This is a genomic window from Catellatospora chokoriensis (assembly GCF_011297315.1).
GTDB lineage: Bacteria > Actinomycetota > Actinomycetes > Mycobacteriales > Micromonosporaceae > Catellatospora > Catellatospora citrea.
Genome location: NZ_JAAOTI010000011.1, coordinates 76,397 through 92,190, shown reverse-complemented (window position 1 = coordinate 92,190; position 15,794 = coordinate 76,397). Strand labels below are relative to the sequence as shown.

15 protein-coding genes are annotated in these 15,794 nt (G+C 72.6%); 8 read left to right on the top strand and 7 right to left on the bottom strand.

Features of this window, described 5'->3' with window-relative positions:
• Positions 1 to 11: 11 nt before the first annotated feature.
• Positions 12 to 2,360: a SpoIIE family protein phosphatase gene (locus HAV39_RS18080; RefSeq protein ID WP_191840385.1), complete on the bottom strand. Its 2,349-nt coding sequence runs from the start codon at positions 2,358 to 2,360 to the stop codon at positions 12 to 14.
• A 143-nt stretch (positions 2,361 to 2,503) separates the two neighbouring features.
• Between HAV39_RS18080 and HAV39_RS18075 the strand changes: the two genes are divergently transcribed.
• From HAV39_RS18075 to HAV39_RS18065, 3 genes are all read left to right on the top strand, one after another.
• Positions 2,504 to 2,818 (top strand): STAS domain-containing protein, encoded by a 315-nt coding sequence (locus HAV39_RS18075; protein WP_155385517.1) that lies wholly within the window; start codon positions 2,504 to 2,506, stop codon positions 2,816 to 2,818.
• A gap of 103 nt (positions 2,819 to 2,921) precedes the next feature.
• Complete coding sequence (locus HAV39_RS18070; RefSeq protein WP_191840384.1) at positions 2,922 to 3,641, top strand: ATP-binding protein; 720 nt, start codon at positions 2,922 to 2,924, stop codon at positions 3,639 to 3,641.
• A 183-nt stretch (positions 3,642 to 3,824) separates the two neighbouring features.
• Positions 3,825 to 4,598 carry a SigB/SigF/SigG family RNA polymerase sigma factor gene (locus HAV39_RS18065; RefSeq protein ID WP_191840383.1) on the top strand — a complete coding sequence of 258 codons (774 nt, stop codon included), beginning with the start codon at positions 3,825 to 3,827 and terminating at the stop codon, positions 4,596 to 4,598.
• Between the two features lie 43 nt (positions 4,599 to 4,641).
• On the opposite strand, the gene argS is transcribed toward HAV39_RS18065, so the two are convergent.
• Positions 4,642 to 6,363, bottom strand: a complete 1,722-nt coding sequence (gene argS / locus HAV39_RS18060) for an arginine--tRNA ligase (RefSeq protein WP_191840382.1) — start codon at positions 6,361 to 6,363, stop codon at positions 4,642 to 4,644.
• 321 nt (positions 6,364 to 6,684) lie between these two features.
• On the opposite strand from argS, the gene HAV39_RS18055 reads away from it, so the two are divergent.
• From HAV39_RS18055 to HAV39_RS18045, 3 genes are all read left to right on the top strand, one after another.
• Positions 6,685 to 7,437: a class I SAM-dependent methyltransferase gene (locus HAV39_RS18055; RefSeq protein WP_191840381.1), complete on the top strand. Its 753-nt coding sequence runs from the start codon at positions 6,685 to 6,687 to the stop codon at positions 7,435 to 7,437.
• A gap of 165 nt (positions 7,438 to 7,602) precedes the next feature.
• Positions 7,603 to 8,118, top strand: coding sequence for a hypothetical protein (locus tag HAV39_RS18050; RefSeq protein ID WP_191840380.1), 516 nt, complete (start codon positions 7,603 to 7,605; stop codon positions 8,116 to 8,118).
• 76 nt (positions 8,119 to 8,194) lie between these two features.
• The gene (locus HAV39_RS18045; protein WP_191840379.1) at positions 8,195 to 8,806 is read left to right on the top strand and encodes a DUF305 domain-containing protein; all 612 of its coding nucleotides are present in this window, start codon (positions 8,195 to 8,197) and stop codon (positions 8,804 to 8,806) included.
• 82 nt (positions 8,807 to 8,888) lie between these two features.
• Here the strand turns inward: HAV39_RS18045 and HAV39_RS18040 are convergent, their stop codons facing one another.
• The 3 genes from HAV39_RS18040 to HAV39_RS18030 all read right to left on the bottom strand — a co-directional run bounded on the left by HAV39_RS18040 (position 8,889) and on the right by HAV39_RS18030 (position 10,868).
• Entirely contained in the window at positions 8,889 to 9,410 is a 522-nt protein-coding gene (locus HAV39_RS18040; protein WP_191840378.1) for an SRPBCC family protein, read from the bottom strand.
• A gap of 93 nt (positions 9,411 to 9,503) precedes the next feature.
• The gene (locus HAV39_RS18035) at positions 9,504 to 10,031 is read right to left on the bottom strand and encodes a DUF4396 domain-containing protein (RefSeq protein WP_191840377.1); all 528 of its coding nucleotides are present in this window, start codon (positions 10,029 to 10,031) and stop codon (positions 9,504 to 9,506) included.
• A gap of 39 nt (positions 10,032 to 10,070) precedes the next feature.
• Positions 10,071 to 10,868 carry a methyltransferase domain-containing protein gene (locus tag HAV39_RS18030; RefSeq protein ID WP_191840376.1) on the bottom strand — a complete coding sequence of 266 codons (798 nt, stop codon included), beginning with the start codon at positions 10,866 to 10,868 and terminating at the stop codon, positions 10,071 to 10,073.
• Positions 10,869 to 10,997: 129 nt separating this feature from the next.
• Between HAV39_RS18030 and HAV39_RS18025 the strand changes: the two genes are divergently transcribed.
• Both HAV39_RS18025 and HAV39_RS18020 read left to right on the top strand, forming a co-directional pair.
• On the top strand, positions 10,998 to 12,077 hold the full coding sequence (locus HAV39_RS18025; protein WP_191840375.1) for an AI-2E family transporter: 1,080 nt from the start codon (positions 10,998 to 11,000) through the stop codon (positions 12,075 to 12,077).
• A gap of 55 nt (positions 12,078 to 12,132) precedes the next feature.
• A complete protein-coding gene (locus tag HAV39_RS18020; RefSeq protein WP_191840374.1) occupies positions 12,133 to 13,077 on the top strand; it encodes a YihY/virulence factor BrkB family protein in 945 nt (314 codons plus the stop codon).
• Positions 13,078 to 13,130: 53 nt separating this feature from the next.
• Here HAV39_RS18020 and HAV39_RS18015 read toward each other — a convergent pair whose 3' ends face one another.
• On the bottom strand, positions 13,131 to 14,867 hold the full coding sequence (locus HAV39_RS18015; protein WP_191840373.1) for a sensor histidine kinase: 1,737 nt from the start codon (positions 14,865 to 14,867) through the stop codon (positions 13,131 to 13,133).
• Positions 14,864 to 15,556, bottom strand: coding sequence for a response regulator transcription factor (locus HAV39_RS18010; protein ID WP_191840372.1), 693 nt, complete (start codon positions 15,554 to 15,556; stop codon positions 14,864 to 14,866). Before HAV39_RS18010 ends, HAV39_RS18015 begins: the two co-directional genes overlap by 4 nt.
• Positions 15,557 to 15,794: the final 238 nt, after the last annotated feature.

Sequence of the window (15,794 nt, the reverse complement as noted above, 5' to 3'; positions counted from 1 at the left end):
CTGGCGCGTGGTCAGCCCGCGGTGATCTCCAGGGCGAGCAGGCACGCCTCGTCGTCGCGTTCGGGCGGGGTGAGTTCCCACAGCCCGGCGGTGCCGTCCTTGCGGTATGCGGCGGCGACGCGGGTCGCGAACTCGGCCAGCGGGTCGCGTTTGCGCTTGTGCAGCACCCCGTCGGTGAACGACACGAAGCTGTCGCCCGGTTGCAGCCGCAGCGTGTGGGTGTCGAAGCGCTGGCCGTCGAGCAGGCCCAGCAGCGGCCCGGCCGGGTCGTCGACGACGGTGGCGACCCCGTCGCGCACCAGCAGCGGCTGCAGGTGACCCGCCGACGCCCAGCGCAGCGTCCGGTCGGCCGGCTGGTAGTGCCCGATCAGCAGGCTGGCCAGCGGCCCGTCGGGCGCGCCCATGAGCATCCCGTTGACGATGCGCAGGATCTCGGCCGGGGCGGTGCCGGCCGCGCCGAGGGTCACCACGGGGAACCGGAGCCGGACCACCGCGGCCGCGGCGACCAGGCCGGTGCCGAACGCGTCGCCGATGACGAACAGCAGCGACCCGTCGTCGAGCCGCTCGGCGTCGCAGAAGTCGCCGCGCAGCTGCGTACGCGGGGCGGTGGCGGCGTAGTGGCGGCCGGTGACCGCCGCGCCGGGCGTGTGCAGCACCAGGTCCCGGCCGGGGTAGAGCAGCCGGGTGAGGTTGGCGGTCAGCGACTGCTCGGCGGCGAGCTGGATCTGCCGGGCGGCGGCGACGGTCTCGCTGCGGGTCCAGCGGTCCTCGGCGGCGTGCTGCTCGCTGACGTCGTGCAGGACGAGCCGGATCAGGCGGATGTCGTCGCCGGCGAGGTCGGCCTCGGCGAACACCCGCACCGGCACCACGCCGTGGGCGGTGTTCAGCCGCAGCAGAGCCAGGTCCGGCCGGCCCTGGGCGAGCCCGGTGAGCAGTTCACGCAGCAGGCCGCGGTCGGCGGTGGCGAAGAACGACCCGAACTTGTCCAGGGTGGTGGGTCCGTGCGCCTGGTCGCGGCCGACGAGCCCGTACAGGCCGGGGGACCACACCGCGTCGCCCGCCTGCAGGTCCCATTCGGCCCAGCCGGAGCGGCTGAGTGTCTCCAGGCGCGCCATGCGGGCGTCGCTGCTGACCGCGGCGTCGATGCGTTCCCAGGAGGCCAGCAGCGCGTCGCCGACGCGCGCGGCACGGCGGTTGAGGATGACGCGGCGGGGCCGCCCGTCGACCACGGCGTCCTCGACGACACCCTCGCGGGCGAACGGCACGTCGCCGGAGAGCAGTTCGACATAGGCGTCGAAGACGCCGTTGACGCGCAGCCGCGGGTAGACGTCGAGCAGCAGCCGCCCGACGGTGTCGCCGTCGGAGGCGCGTACGGCGGGTCCGGCGGCGGCGATGACGAAGTCCTCGACGGAGCCGTCGTCCCCGCGCACCGGGGTCAGCAGGTGCCCGCGGCCGCCGAGCACGTCGAGCGCGGTGGCCAGCCACACCGGCAGCGCCGCGGGCGTGGTGTCGGCGGTGGACCACAGCCGGCGTACCGCCCGGCCCGCGCCGGCGGCGAGCCGGTCCAGGAAGGCGCGGTCGGTGGCGGTGAACTCGCGGGGTTCGCCCCAGACCAGCGACAGCGCACCGACCATGTGGTCGTCGACGGCCAGCGGGTAGACGGCGCGGGCCGGTCCGGGGCCGATCAGGACGAAGTCGTGCGGCTGAAGGCCGTCGAGCAGCAGCGGGCGTCCGGTGCGCACCACGGCGCCGATGGTGGTGGGCAGGGAGCTGGGCGAGCGCTGCCACTCGCTGGCGACCTGGGCGGGCCAGCCGTGACTGGCCACCAGGCGCACCGCGCCGTCGACTTCGGCGCTGAACACGGCGGCCACCGCGCCGGGCGCGTCGCCGAGGCCGACGGTGACGAGCACGTCGGCCAGCGTCGGGAAGTCCGGCGCGGCGTCGAGGGCGGCCAGGCACTTGCGCAGCACCCGGGCGCGGGCCTGGGGCAGGGTGCGGGCCGGGTCGTCGTCGAGTCCGACGATGGTGCGCAGGCCGGGCGTGGCCCGGCCGGGCAGGTCAAGGGGCGCGGCGGCTGCCGTGGGCGGGTCCTGGGCCTCGGCGGTGTCGGGCACGGTCGCGCCGACGAGGTCGGCGGCCAGGTCGACGACGCTGACGTTGCGCTGCTGGGACATCGCCGACAGGCGTGCGAAGGCGCTCTCCGGGTCGCTGCCGAACCGTTCCGCGAGCAGGCCCTTGGCCTGCTCGATGAGGCCGCGGGTGCGCATCGCCTTGCGCAGGCCGGCGAGTTCGGCCTCCAGGCGCTGCACACGGGCGACCCAGTCTGCCTCTGCGGGCGGGGGTGCGGCTTGCCGTGCCATGATTCGTACTCTGCCCATCGCGATCGGCGCCGAAACGGTGAACCCACCATTGTCCGGCAGGCGCGTGACCGTGGGGACGGCGGGTGTGCGAACGGCGCTGGGCGTGCGTTAATGGAACTGTTTCAGGTGGCGGAGGGAGTGGGATGGACCGGGGTTTCGGTGTCGAACGGGTCGTGGACGCGGACCGCATCGTGGTCAGGGTCCGCGGCGAGATCGACCTGATGACCGCGGGCAGCCTGCGCGACGAGCTGTGCGACGCGGTCAAGCAGTCCCCCGAGGTGATCGTCGACCTGCAGGGCGTGGGCTTCCTCGACTCGACCGGCGTGCGGGCGCTGTTCGACGCCTACCGGTCGGCCAACGAGCTCGGCCACCGCTTCTACGTGACCGGCGCCCGCCAGTGGGTGGCCAAGGTGCTCGACGTGACCGGCGTCGGCAAGCTGCTGGCCCCGCCGGCCTGAGCCCGGCCCCGCCCGAGATGGTGGGCGTGCTTGACCTATTTCCGAAATTATCACCGGTGCAGGCTTCGACGCCGCGCGACAGGGGCACGTGAGGAGTATGTCCATGCTGGTGTGCCATGTGCGGCGGCAGCAGCCCTTCGCGCTCGTCGCGATGGCCGGGACGCTCGACCAGGACACACTCATCCAGGCCGGGGTCACGCTGGCCGACTGCCTGGCTGCGCAGCCGGAGGCCGTCGTCCTCGACCTCGCCGACACGAGGTGTGCCGACGAGCGGCTCGTGCCGTGGCTGCACCGTGCCGCGGTCAGCGCGTCCCGCTGGCCCGGTGTGCCGATCATGGTTGCCGCGCCGCCGTGCCCGGTGCCGGTGGCGCACCCGGGCCTGTCCGTCTTCGACGACGCCGGGCTGGCCGAGAAGGCCGCCGAGGCGCTGCCCGTCAGCCCGCGCCGCTCGGTGACCCTGCCGCCGACCCCGGCCAGCTGCGCGCGCGCCCGCGACCTGGCCCAGCGTGCCTGCGCGGCGTTCGGGCTGCCGCGGTTGGGGCAGCTGGCGCAGCTGCTCGCCTCCGAGCTGGCCGCGAACGCGGTCACCCACGCGCGCACCGACATGGAGCTGACGCTGCGCCGCGCTGGTGAGGCGGTGATCGTTGCGGTCCGCGACGGGGATCCGCGGCTGCCGCACGAGTCCGGCCCGGAGGACCGCGGCGCCGGCCTGGAGCTGGTTTCAGCGATGGCCACCGATTGGGGCAGCCTGCTGACCAGCGGCGGAAAGGTCGTCTGGGCGCTGGCGTCGGTCGCCGAGCCGCGGCGCGCCGCCGCTTCCTGAGGACCCTTCGCGCGTATACTTGAAACCCTGCCGTGCGAGCGGCAGAACGGCGCTCTAGCAGCAGGGCGCCGTGGCCCGCCAGGAACAGCCTGCCGGCCCGTGCGGTGCACGGGTGACGCGACGCAGGCGTCGGCAGGTGTGATGAATATGCGAACCGCTACCGTTTCGTCCCCGAAGTCCGCCATGAGCGCCGTAGACGTGCTGGCGAGGTTCGAGGACGCTTTGCTGCTGCTGCACCGGCTGCCCGACGGCGACACCGGCCGGGGCAGGCTGCGTGACGAGATCATCTGCGGGTGTGCGCCGGTGGCCCGCCGTCTGGCGATGCGTTTCCGCAACCGCGGCGAGGACGTCGAGGATCTCGTGCAGGTGGCCACGATCGGCCTGATCAAGGCCGTGGACCGGTTCGAACCCGAGCGCGGGGCGCCGTTCGCGAACTATGTCATGCCGACGATGCTCGGCGAGATCAAGCGCTACTTCCGCGATCGCACCTGGACCCTGCACGTGCAGCGCTCCCTGCAGGAGCTGCACCTGGCGGTGTGCCGGGCGATTCCGGAACTGAGCCAGTCCCTGCAGCGCACGCCGACCGCCGAGGACATCGCCGGATACCTGGGCGTCAGCGAGGAGGACGTGCTGCGCGGCATGCAGTGCGCCGCGGCGTACACGGCCAGCTCGCTCAACGCGCCCGCGACCGCCGACGACGGCGACGGCGAGCTGCAGGACCTGCTGGGCGAGTGCGACGACACCCTGGAGGCGCTGCCCGAGCGGGAGGCGCTGCGGCAGGCCATCGACACCCTGCCCGAGCGCGACCAGCGCATCCTGCGGATGCGGTTCGTGGACAACCTGACCCAGTCGGAGATCGCCGAGCAGGTCGGCGTCTCCCAGATGCACGTCTCCCGGCTGCTGGCGCGCGCCTTCCAGGTGCTGCGCGAGGAGCTGACCTGCGCCGACGCCGGGTGATCCGCCCGGTCCGCGCCACCGGTAGGCGCGGACCGGGGCGGGTTCACATGCGCTCGGGGGCCTCGATGCCGAGCAGGTCCAGGCCCTGGGCGATGACCCGGGCGGTGAGGTCGCACAGCAGCAGCCGGCTGGCCCGGGTCGGCCCGTCGGCCTTGAGCACCGGGCAGTTGTCGTAGAAGGCGGTGTACGCCCCGGCCAGGCCCTGCAGGTAGCCGGCGAGCCGGTGGAACTGCAGCGTCTGCGCCGCGTCCGCGACGACGGTCGGGAAGCCCAGCAGCTCCATCGCCAGCGCCCGCTCGGCCGGGGAGTCGAGCAGCACCGCCGCCGCGCGGTCCGGGGTCACCGCGCCCCGGCGGAAGATCGAGTTGATCCGCGCGTATGTGTACTGCAGGTAGGCGCCGGTGTCGCCGGAGAACGACAGCATCCGGTCCCAGTGGAAGCTGTAGTCCTTGATCCGGTCGCTGGACAGGTCGACGTACTTGATCGCGCCGATGCCGACCATGCGCGCCACCTCGGCGCGGGTGTCGGCGTCCAGTTCGGGGTTCTTCTCCGCCACGATCGCCGCGGCGCGGGCCACCGCCTCGTCGAGCAGGTCCACCAGCTTGACGGTGTCGCCGGCCCGCGACGCCAGCTTCTTGCCGTCCGCGCCGAGCACCTGCCCGAAGCCCACGTGCACGGCCCGTGCCGGCTCGGCCAGCCAACCCGCCTCGCGGGCGGCCTGGTACACCATCTCCAGGTGCTGGTGCTGGGGCGAGCCGACCACGTACAGCAGGCGGGTGGCTTTCAGGTCCTGGGTGCGGTGGCGGATCGCGGCCAGGTCGGTGGCGCCGTAGCCGTAGCCGCCGTCGCGCTTGCGCACGATGATCGGCTGCGGTTCGCCGTCGCGGCCGGCGAAGCCCTGCGGGAACACGCACTGCGCGCCGTCGCTCTCACGCAGCAGGCCGAGCGTGTCGAGGGCGTCGACGACGGGGGCGAGCATGTCGTTGTAGTACGACTCGCCGTAGAAGTGCTCGGCGGTCAGGGTGACGCCGAGCTTGTCGTAGACGGCGAGGAAGTACTTCTCGCTCTCGTCGACCAGCAGCCGCCACAGCCGCAGCGTCGTCGCGTCGCCGGACTGCAGCGCCACGACCCGCAGCCGGGAGCGTTCAGCGAACGCCGCGTCGGCGTCGAACTTCACCCGCGCGGCCCGGTAGAAGCCGTTGAGGTCGCCGACCGACAGCTCGTGCGCGGCTTCGGTCTCGCCGAGGTCGAGCAGGTGCTCGATGAGCATGCCGAACGGGGTGCCCCAGTCGCCGACGTGGTTGGCGCGCCGTACGTCGTGGCCCAGCCAGTCCAGCGTCCGCGCCGCCGCGTCGCCGATCACGGTGGAGCGCAGGTGCCCGACGTGCATCTCCTTGGCCACGTTCGGCGCGGAGTAGTCGATGACCACCGTCTCCGGTGCGGCGGCGGTCGGCACGCCGAGCCGGGCGTCGCCGCTCATCGCGCCGACCAGCCCGGCCAGCGCGTCGTCGCGCAGCTTCAGGTTGATGAACCCGGGGCCGGAGATCTCCGCGGTGGCGACCAGGTCGGCCAGGTCGGCGCGGCCCAGCGCGTCGGCGGCGATGTCGCGTGGCGCGCGGCCGAGCCGCCGGGCCAGCGGCAGCGCCCCGTCGGCCTGGAAGTCGGCGTGCTGCGACCGGCGCACCACCGGATCCGCCGGCTCGCCCGCGACCGCCGCGAACGCGGCCGCCAACCGGTCGTTGAGGAGACTCTCCAGGTCAGTCACGTGAACTCAGCTCTCTCGCAAGGAAACGGGCAGGAGCAGCCCGCCGGGCGGCATCGCTCCGGGCAGGCCACGACGAAGATCAGGCAGAAGGTGCGGAGAAAGGCAGCGCAGCGCGCGAAGACGCGTCAGCGAGCTGCCACGATTCGTCGTCGCTCGATCACGACGACGCGCCCCGCCCGGCGCACGGCGACACGGTCACGAAGACCGGCGCGCACCACAGCAGAGGACATGCCCCGACTCTACCCAACCCCGCCACCGAGAAAGGAAGGGCACCTTGTTATCGGCATGCGTAACGGAAGGGCACCTTCCTAACATGGGCGGATGACCGACGGCGCGGACGGGCAGCACCGGTTCTACGGCGAGCTGGCCCGGTGGTGGCCGCTGATCTCGCCGGTCGCCGACTACGCCGAGGAGGCGGCGTTCGCGGCGCAGCTGCTGCGCTCGGCGTCGATCCCGGTGCGCGAGGTGCTGGAACTGGGCAGCGGCGGCGGCCACAACGCGGTGCACCTGCGCGAACACTTCACGATGACGCTGTCGGACCTGTCCGCCGAGATGCTCGACGTGTCCCGGCGGCTGAACCCCGATTGCGCGCACCACGTCGGCGACATGCGCACGCTGCGGTTCGGCCGGACTTTCGACGCGGTGTTCCTGCACGACGCGGTGAGCTACATGACCACCGAGGACGACCTGCGGCAGGCGATCGCGACGGCGTACGCCCACTGCCGGCCCGGCGGCGTCGCCGTGCTGCTGCCCGACGAGACGACGCAGACCTGGGAACCCGGCTCCGACCACGGCGGCGTCGACGGCCCGGACGGGCGCGGCGTGCGCTTCCTCGAATGGTCCTGGGACCCTGACCCCGCCGACTCGTGGACCGTCACCGAGTACGCGTTCCTGCTGCGTGAGGCCGACGGCAGCGTGCGCACGGCGCACGAGACCCACCGCACCGGCCTGTTCGCCCGCGAGGTGTGGCACAAGGTGCTCGCCGAGGCCGGATTCATGCCCGAGCTCGTGATCGAGCAGACCACCGAGGACCGCACCCCCCGCGACTGCTTCGTCGCCCACCGCCCCGCGTAGCGACCCGCCCCGGGACGTGCCCGTTGATCGTCCGACTTGCCTGGCAAGTGGGCGAAAGCGGGCTCAAGATACGCCCAGGTGCCAGGCAAGTCGAGCGACCATGGCGGGGTCGGGCGGTCGCGCAGGTGCGCGCGGCGGACCCGGGTGATCGGATACGGTGACGCCATGCGGCGGCTCTCGACAGCCCGGCCGGGCCGGGCGGCCCGGGTGCTGGTGCTGCTCGCCACCCTGGTCGGCCTCGCCGCGATGCACACCCTCGGGCACGGCGGCGCGGCCCACGCCGCCATGACGCCGATGCCCGGCCACGAAACCGCCACGGCCGCCGAGGCGACCGCAGCGGGCATGGCCGCGGCGGTCGCCATGACGGCCGCACAGGTCCAGGCCGGTGCCGCGACGGCCGCACAGGTCGAGGCCGTGCCGCAGGAAGGGTGCCCCGACGGGCACTGCGCCGGGCTGCTCGCCCCGCCCGCCCGGCACTCCGCGGGCATGGACTGGTGGGACGTGTGCGTGGCGGTGCTGACCGCCCTCGGCGTGCTGCTGCTGCTGTGCTGGCTGGTCGGCGTCGTCTCCCGGCGCGGCTCCGGAACCCCGTCGCAGGCCCGCGCGGTCGCGGCGTCACGCGGCCCGCCCGTACGCGGACTGGGTTTGACCCTGGCCACGGTGTCGGTGATGCGGCACTAGGACCCGCGCTGCCGCGCTCCGGCGCGGCCGGTCCTGCCGTACACCGTTCTTCCGACACCGAGAGGTCGATTCGATCATGTTCAGGAACATCTCGCTGCGTGCTGCCCTGATGCCGGCCGCCGCAGCCGTCACCGCCCTGGTCCTCACCGGCTGCGGCGCCGGCCACGCCGGCATGGACCACGGCTCCGGCGCGGCGCCGACGGCGACCGCGAGTTCGGCGATCGGCGCGTTCAACGACGCCGACGTGGCCTTCGCCCAAGGGATGATCCCGCACCACCAGCAGGCGGTGCGGATGGCGCAGCTCGCGGCCACACGCGCGGCGGACCCCGAGGTCAAGGCCCTGGCCGAGCAGATCCGCGCAGCCCAGGACCCGGAGATAGCCACCATGACCGGGTGGCTGCGGACCTGGCAGCGGCCGACCGCCATGCCCGGCCACGAGACCGGCCACCAGGGCATGCCCGGCATGATGAGCGACGCCCAGCTGGCGACGCTGGAGGCCGCGTCGGGGCGCGACTTCGACCGGATGTTCAGCGAGCTGATGATCGCGCACCATGAGGGCGCGGTCACCATGGCGCAGCAGGAGCTCGCGAACGGCGCGAACCCGGCGGCCAAGGAGCTGGCCCAGCGGATCGTCACGGCGCAGCAGGCCGAGATCGCCACGATGAAGGCGCTGCTGGCCCGCCTGTGAACCGGGCCCGGGTGGCGCGGTCCGGACCGCGCCACCCGGGTGCTCAGCCGGCGCGGTAGGGCCGCGCCAGCCGGCGCTCAAGTCAGTCGCCGGCCCGGCCGGCGTGCGCGCCGTCACGCCGGCCGGTACACAGCTCGTCGAGCCGGCGCAGCGTGTCGTGCATGCTGTCGATCCAGATCCGGCCGCCGTCCATGGACTCCCGCTCGTCGGCGGGTATCCGCGAGCAGTCGTAGCTCTCGGTCACGATGGTCGTGTCGGGGCCGTCGGGGACGAGTTCGTAGCTCCACCGGTGGCCCCACCGGGCGTCCGGCGCGTCGGCGTCGGGGTGGCCGCGGCCCGCCACGGGCTCCCAGCCGATCCGCCGGTCCTGTTCGTACTCGACGACGTGGTTGTCCATCTCGTAGTCGCCGTGGGCCGAGTAGTACATGCGCATGACGAAGACGTCGCCGACCCCGGTGACGGCCGCCTGCGTCACGGCTCCGCGCAGCATGCCGGACCCGTCCAGGGCCAGGTGGCAGGTCGGGTCGGCGAGGGCCTGGAAGATCGCGGCCGCGGGGGCGTCGATGCGCCGGGACACGCGCACCGGGCTGCCGTCGCCGTCCATGGGCGGGCCTCCTCCATCAGGGAACGTGGATGGTCCGCCGCATGGTAAACGCCCCGTCCGACAGGACGGGGCGTTCGGTCGTGCCGGCGGGCCTCAGTGGAACCGGTGCACGACGGCGTGGCCCTTGCCCCGGCCGATGAGCCAGCGGTTGACGGGCACGGTGAGCACGAACGCGATCAGCAGCGAGACCGCCAGCGCCACCCAGAACAGCCGGCTGTTCAAACCGGCGTCCATGGCGCCCGGCACGCCGACCATGATGGCGTTGTCGATCAGCTCCATCACCGCGATGGACACCGTGTCCGCGGCGAGCGCGACCTTCAGCGCCTGCCGGAAGCCGACCCCGGCGCGCAGCACGCCGCGCATGGTCAGCGCGTAGCCGAAGACGAATGCCAGAGCCACCGACAGCACGACGGTCGGCCCGGCGGTCCAGCCCAGCGCGGTGCCGATGACCATGCCCAGGACCTCGCCGATGGCGCAGCCGGTGAGGCAGTGCAGCGTCGCCGAGGCGGCCATGCGCCAGGTCGCGGCGGGGGCGGGGTGGACGTGGGGGGTGTGCTCGCTCGCCGCGCTGCGGGCGTCCTCGGCGACATGGCCATGGGCGGCATGGTCGTGATGATCCATGCCGCCCACCATACCCCAAAATACCCCTGGGGGGTATGGTCAGACGTGGCAGAGGATCTCGCCGTGCGGCACCGTGAACCAGCCGTCCTCGGCCGCCACCCACTCCCGCCAGCCGTCGGCCATCCGCCGCAGGTCGGCCTCGGTGGCGTAACCCTTGGCGACGGCCTGCCCGGCCAGCGACGACTGCACGACGCGCTCCGCCCACATGCCGCCCCACCAGGCCCGCTCCTCGGGGGAGGCGTAGCACCAGACGCTCGCGGTCGCGGTGACGTCGGTGAACCCCGCGGCCCGTGCCCACGAGTGCAGGCGACGGCCGGCATCGGGCTCGCCGCCGTTGTCGCGGGCGATCCGCCGGTACAGCGCCAGCCACTCGTCGAGCGCCGGAACGACCGGCCACCAGGTGAACGCGGCGTAGTCGCCGTCGCGGGCGGCGACCACCCCGCCGGGCCGGCACACCCGGCCCATCTCGCGCAGCGCGCCGACCGGGTCGGACAGGTGCTGCAGCACCTGGTGGGCGTGGACCACGTCGAACGAGTCGTCGGGCAGGTCGAGGGCCTGCACGTCGGCGACCAGGAAGTCGACGTTGGCGGTGCCGCGGGCGGCGATCTCGGCGCGGGCCAGGCCGAGCGCGTCCTCGGTCAGCTCCAGCGCGGTGAGGCGGGCCGGGGCGACCGCGTCGGCCAGGTCGGCGGTGATGGTGCCCGGCCCGCAGCCCACGTCCAGGACCGTCCGGCCCGGCCGCAGGTGGGGCAGCAGGTAGGCGGCGGAGTTGGCCGCGGTGCGCCAGCGGTGTGACACCAGCACCGTCTCGTGGTGTCCGTGCGTGTACGTCGTCATGAGTGATCCCTCCTAGCTGGAGAGTCTAGAGATCGCGTCTCGTTATGTAGGAGCGTTGTCTCAGATTATGAACATGTTTGGGAAAGGAGCAGGTGAGGGAACGTATGGTCGGTGACGAACGGCCGTCGAGTGAGCGCTGCCGATGTCTTCCGCTGGGCGGTGGCCGGCTCGTGCGGCGTCGCCCTGGTGGGCATGGTCTTGGCCGCCGTCTGGTCCGTACGCGGCATCCTGGTCCTGGTCCTCGTGTCGCTGTTCGTGGCGGTCAGCCTCGACCCCGCGGTCCGCTGGCTGGTCCGCCACCACATCCACCGCCCCTACGCGGTCACGGTCATCCTGCTCGCCCTGCTGGGCCTGCTCGCCCTGCTGATCCTCGGCATCGGGCCACCGCTGGTGCGCCAGGCCGGGCAGCTCACCGCCGACCTGCCCGGCCAGATCCAGCAACTCGACGCTCGCTCGCGGGCGTTCCGCGAGCTCAGCGCCCGCTACGGGCTCGGCGACCGGCTCCACGAGCTCGCCGCCACGGTGCCCGAACGCGTCGGCGCGAGCCTGCTGAGCCTCTTCCGCACCTTTCTCGGCGTGCTCGCCGCAGCGCTGACCGTGCTCGTGCTGTCGCTGTACTTCCTGGCCGACATGCCCCGGCTGCGCCGCCGGATCCAGCTGATGGCCCCCGACCGGCAGCGCGAGCGCACCCGCCGCATCGTCGACGTGGTGGTCGACAAGGTCGGCACGTACATGATCGGCAACCTGATCATCTCGTTCATCGCGGGCGTCGTCGCGTACGCCGGCCTGCTGGTGCTGAACATCCCGTTCGCGCTGCCGCTCGCGCTGATCGTCGCCGTGACCGACCTGATCCCGCTGGTCGGGGCGACGCTGGGCACCGCGGTCTGCGGGCTGGTCGCCGCCATCGCGTCCGGGGTGTGGCCCGCCGCGGTCGGCATCGTGATCTGGCTGCTGATCTACCAGCAGATCGAGAACTACGTCATCGTGCCGAGGGTGATGAAGCAGAGCCTGGACATGCCCGCGCTCGCGGTGTTGCTGGCCAGCCTCATCGGCGCCGGACTGCTGGGCCTGATCGGCGCGCTGATGGCCATCCCCATCGCGGCCACCGTCAAGACGGTGCTGGCCGAACTGCGCGAACCGCTGCCACCCGAGCATCTGCCCGAGCCCGCCGACGATTCGGATCATCGGCAGCCGGGTAAGGAGCTGTGATGCGCGACGCCGCGATGGGGTCACGGTGACCCGCGCGCAGACCGGAGGATCGCCTGTGCCCACAACACCGTCCACCGCACCGGTTCCCGACGGCCCGGCAGACCTGACCCGCCGGGACTGGCGGGCCGTGATCAGACGCACCGCCAAGGAGTACAAGGAGGACAACCTGAGCGACTGGGCCGCTGCGCTGACCTACCGCGCGGTCATGTCACTGTTCCCGGCCATCCTGGTGCTCGTGGCGGTGCTCGGCTGGACCGGCGCCGACACCGCCCAGCGTGCCGCCGCCGAGGTCGGCGGGTTCGCGCCGGGCGCCGCACGCGACGTGCTCGTCAACGCCCTCACTGAGCTGCAGCGTGGCCAGGGCGCCACCGCGGGCCTGGTCGCCCTGGCCGGCTTCCTGCTCGCACTGTGGTCGGCGTCGAGTTACGTCGCCGCGTTCATGCGGGCCGCCAACATCATCTACGACGTGCCGGAAGGCCGCCCGATGCGCAAGACACTGCCCATCCGCCTCGGCGTCACGATCGTGGCCTGCATCGCGATCGCCGCCGTCGCCGTCGCGCTGGTGTTCACCGGCCCGGTCGCCGAACGCACCGGCGAGTACCTGCACCTGGGTTCCGGGGTGGTGCGGATCTGGGACATCGCGAAGTGGCCCCTGGTCCTGCTGGTCATCGCCCTGATCTTCGCCCTGCTCTACTGGGCCTCGCCCAACGCGCGGCAGAGCGGCTGGCGCTGGATCACCCCCGGCAGCCTGCTTGCCGTGCTCCTATGGCTGCTGGCGTCCGCCGGCTTCGCGCTGTACGCGGCGAATTTCGGTTCCTACAACAAGATCTACGGCAGCCTGGCCGGTGTCATCGTCTTCCTGATCTGGATGTGGATCGGCAACATCGCCCTGCTGCTCGGCGCAGAGCTCGACGCCGAACTGCACCGCGAACGCGCCATCGCCGCCGGCCACCCCGCCGACGAGGAGCCCTACATCGAACTCCGCGACCGACCGGAGTGAGCAAAGGCATCGTCGGCTCGCGTCAGCGAGACGAGCAGCGGCTCAGCACATCGCTATACGTCATGCAAGGGTGCCTTCCTGCCCCCGGACAGGCCGCGACCTGCGGCGGGCGTCGTCTCGCCGACCGGCAGGGAGATCATGAAGGTCGTGCCGTGGCCGGGTTCGCTGACCAGCCCGATCGTGCCGCCGTGGTCGACGGTGATCTGCCGGGCGATGGTCAGCCCCAGCCCGCTGCCGCCGGTGGCCCGCGTCCGCGCCCGGTCGGCCCGCCAGAACCGCTGGAACACCCGCCGCTGGTCGTCGGGCGGGATGCCGCAACCGCGGTCGGTGACCTGTATCTGCACGTCATGCCCGACCCGCAGGGCCGCCAGCGTGACGGTCGTGCCCGCGGGCGCGTGCCGGACCGCGTTGGTCACCAGGTTGCCCACCGCCTGCCGCAGCCTGCCCGCGTCGGCGTGCACGAGCAGCGCGGGCCCGGCGGCCACCGCGAGTTCGACGGCGACGGCCGCGGCCGCGGGCTGGTGCGCCGCCCGGCAGCTGTCGAGCAGCTCGCCGACGTCGACCGTGGACCGGTCGTACGCGAGCGCGCCCGCCTCGGCCAGGGCCAGCGTCTGCAGGTCGTCGATGATCCGCTGCTGCAGCATGGTCTCCTCGTGCAGCGAACGGAACAGCGTCTCGTCGGCGCTGACCAGGCCGTCCTCCAGCGCCTCGAGGTAGGCGCGCACGTTCGCCAGCGGCGTGCGCAGTTCGTGGGCGATGTCGGCGATCATGCGCCGTTGCTGTTCCTCGGCGTGCTGCAGGGAGTCGGCCATGCCGTTGAACGTGACGGCGAGCTGGGCCAGTTCGTCACCGCCCTGCACGGCCACGCGCTGGTCCAGGGAGCCTTCCCCGAAGCGGCGGGTGGCCACCGTCAGGCGCTGGATGGGGCGCAGCACGTGCCGGCTCAGCAGGAGGGAGCCGAGCACGATCGGCACGGCGACCACGCTGAAGGCCAGCATGATCGGTGTGGTGTCGATGCCGTCCTCGGAGCTGACGGCCAGCCGCAGCGGCTCGGGTCCGACGATGCCGATCCGGGTGAGGAACACCTCGCGCAGACAGGTCCGCAGGTGCTGTGCCGGATCGGTTTCCAGGGTGCGGGGGGCGGCGGAGCGGGAGCCGGGGGCGGTCTTCTCGGCGGGCGTGTCGAAGCAGCGGCCGACCTCCTCCTGGTCGCGGGTGATCGAGCGCGGCTGGCTCGCGGTGCCCGTGCGGCACTCGGCGACCGTGTCGGGCGGGGCCATGGTGTGCGTGATGAGCGGCAGCCCGTAGTGGGTCGTGACGGCCTGCGGTTGCATGCCCGCGCGGGACAGGCAGGCGGCGAACCGGATCTCCTGCCGGTACTCCTCGATCGCCTGCAGCGTGATCTGCCGCTCCTGTCCCGAGGCTTGGGGGAGGTCGAGCTGCGGCCGGGCGTCGATCGGGAAGGTCAGCTTCGTCATCGGGGTCACCGGCTCGCCGGCCAGCACCGCGGTGTCCACGACGCCGACCGCGCCGTCCTGGGTGTCGAGCCGGATGCGCCGTCCGGTCCGGCGGGCGATGCCGGCGGCCACCTCGGCTACGCCTTCCCAGGTGCCGTGGTCGCGGCCGTACCGGGTGACCTCTTCGGCGATCTGCCGCATGAGCTGCTGCTGGGCGGTCGCGGACGAGGTCACCGCGTTCTGGGCGAGGGTGAGCGTGAGGTACGTGCTGACTCCGGCGGCGAGCAGCACGACGACGGCCACCAGCGCGAACACCCTGATCCGGAAGGTCATGCGCCCGGCTGGGCCATGCGGTAGCCGCGGCCGTAGACGGTCTGGACGTAGCGCGGCTCGCCCGGATCCGGCTCGATCTTGCGGCGCAGGTTGACGACGTGCACGTCGACGGTGCGTTCCAGGACGTCCTGGTCGAAGCCGAAGGCGCGGTCGATGATCTGCGCCCGGGTGAAGGCGCGGCCGGGTTCGGCGGCCAGCACCTCCAGGATGCCGAACTCCTTGGCGGTCAGCGCCACCGCCCGCCCGCCGATCCGCACCTCGAAGCTGTCGGCGTCCACGACGAGGTCGCCGACGACGACCGGCCCGGCCGGGCCGGCCGGGACCGCGCCGGTGCGGCGCAGCAGGGCACGCACCCGTGCGACGAGCTGGCGGGGGCTGTAGGGCTTGGTGATGTAGTCGTCGGCGCCGAGGTCGAGCCCGAGCAGGATGTCGTTCTCGGTGCTGCGGGCGGTGAGCAGGATGATCGGCACGGCGGACTCGCGGCGCAGGATGTGGCACACGTCCAGCCCGTCGACCTCGGGCATCATCACGTCGAGCACGACCAGGTCCGGGTTGCGGGTCCGGCACTGGTCGAGCGCGGCACGGCCGTCGGCGACCGTCAGCACGCTGTGGCCCTCGTGCTCCAGGTACATCCGGAGCACCTGCACGAGTTTCGGGTCGTCGTCGGCGACCAGGATCCGGGCTGCCACGTGTCACCTCCTGCGCGTCGTATTCGCTGCGCGGATTGTGCCCCGGGACCTGTGAACAACATGTTAGGAAACGGTCGGCGTCGATGCCGTGAATGCGCTGATGGTGCGATTCCGGCACGCTGACCTCGCAACATCGTTCGCTAATCGCCTCTTAATAGGGCCTTAATAAGTCGCCGAATACGTTGCGCTGCATTGTTGGCAGCAGCGGAAGAGGTGCTTTCGATGAACGGGTTCGCGA

Bases quoted from the DNA above. Each gene is read 5' to 3' on its own strand.
- HAV39_RS18080 (WP_191840385.1), bottom strand. From the start codon at position 2,360: ATGGCACGGCAAGCCGCACCCCCGCCCGCAGAGGCAGACTGGGTCGCC.
- HAV39_RS18075 (WP_155385517.1), top strand. From the start codon at position 2,504: ATGGACCGGGGTTTCGGTGTCGAACGGGTCGTGGACGCGGACCGCATC.
- HAV39_RS18070 (WP_191840384.1), top strand. From the start codon at position 2,922: ATGCTGGTGTGCCATGTGCGGCGGCAGCAGCCCTTCGCGCTCGTCGCG.
- HAV39_RS18065 (WP_191840383.1), top strand. From the start codon at position 3,825: ATGAGCGCCGTAGACGTGCTGGCGAGGTTCGAGGACGCTTTGCTGCTG.
- HAV39_RS18055 (WP_191840381.1), top strand. From the start codon at position 6,685: ATGACCGACGGCGCGGACGGGCAGCACCGGTTCTACGGCGAGCTGGCC.
- HAV39_RS18050 (WP_191840380.1), top strand. From the start codon at position 7,603: ATGCGGCGGCTCTCGACAGCCCGGCCGGGCCGGGCGGCCCGGGTGCTG.
- HAV39_RS18045 (WP_191840379.1), top strand. From the start codon at position 8,195: ATGTTCAGGAACATCTCGCTGCGTGCTGCCCTGATGCCGGCCGCCGCA.
- HAV39_RS18040 (WP_191840378.1), bottom strand. From the start codon at position 9,410: ATGGACGGCGACGGCAGCCCGGTGCGCGTGTCCCGGCGCATCGACGCC.
- HAV39_RS18035 (WP_191840377.1), bottom strand. From the start codon at position 10,031: ATGGATCATCACGACCATGCCGCCCATGGCCATGTCGCCGAGGACGCC.
- HAV39_RS18030 (WP_191840376.1), bottom strand. From the start codon at position 10,868: ATGACGACGTACACGCACGGACACCACGAGACGGTGCTGGTGTCACAC.
- HAV39_RS18015 (WP_191840373.1), bottom strand. From the start codon at position 14,867: ATGACCTTCCGGATCAGGGTGTTCGCGCTGGTGGCCGTCGTCGTGCTG.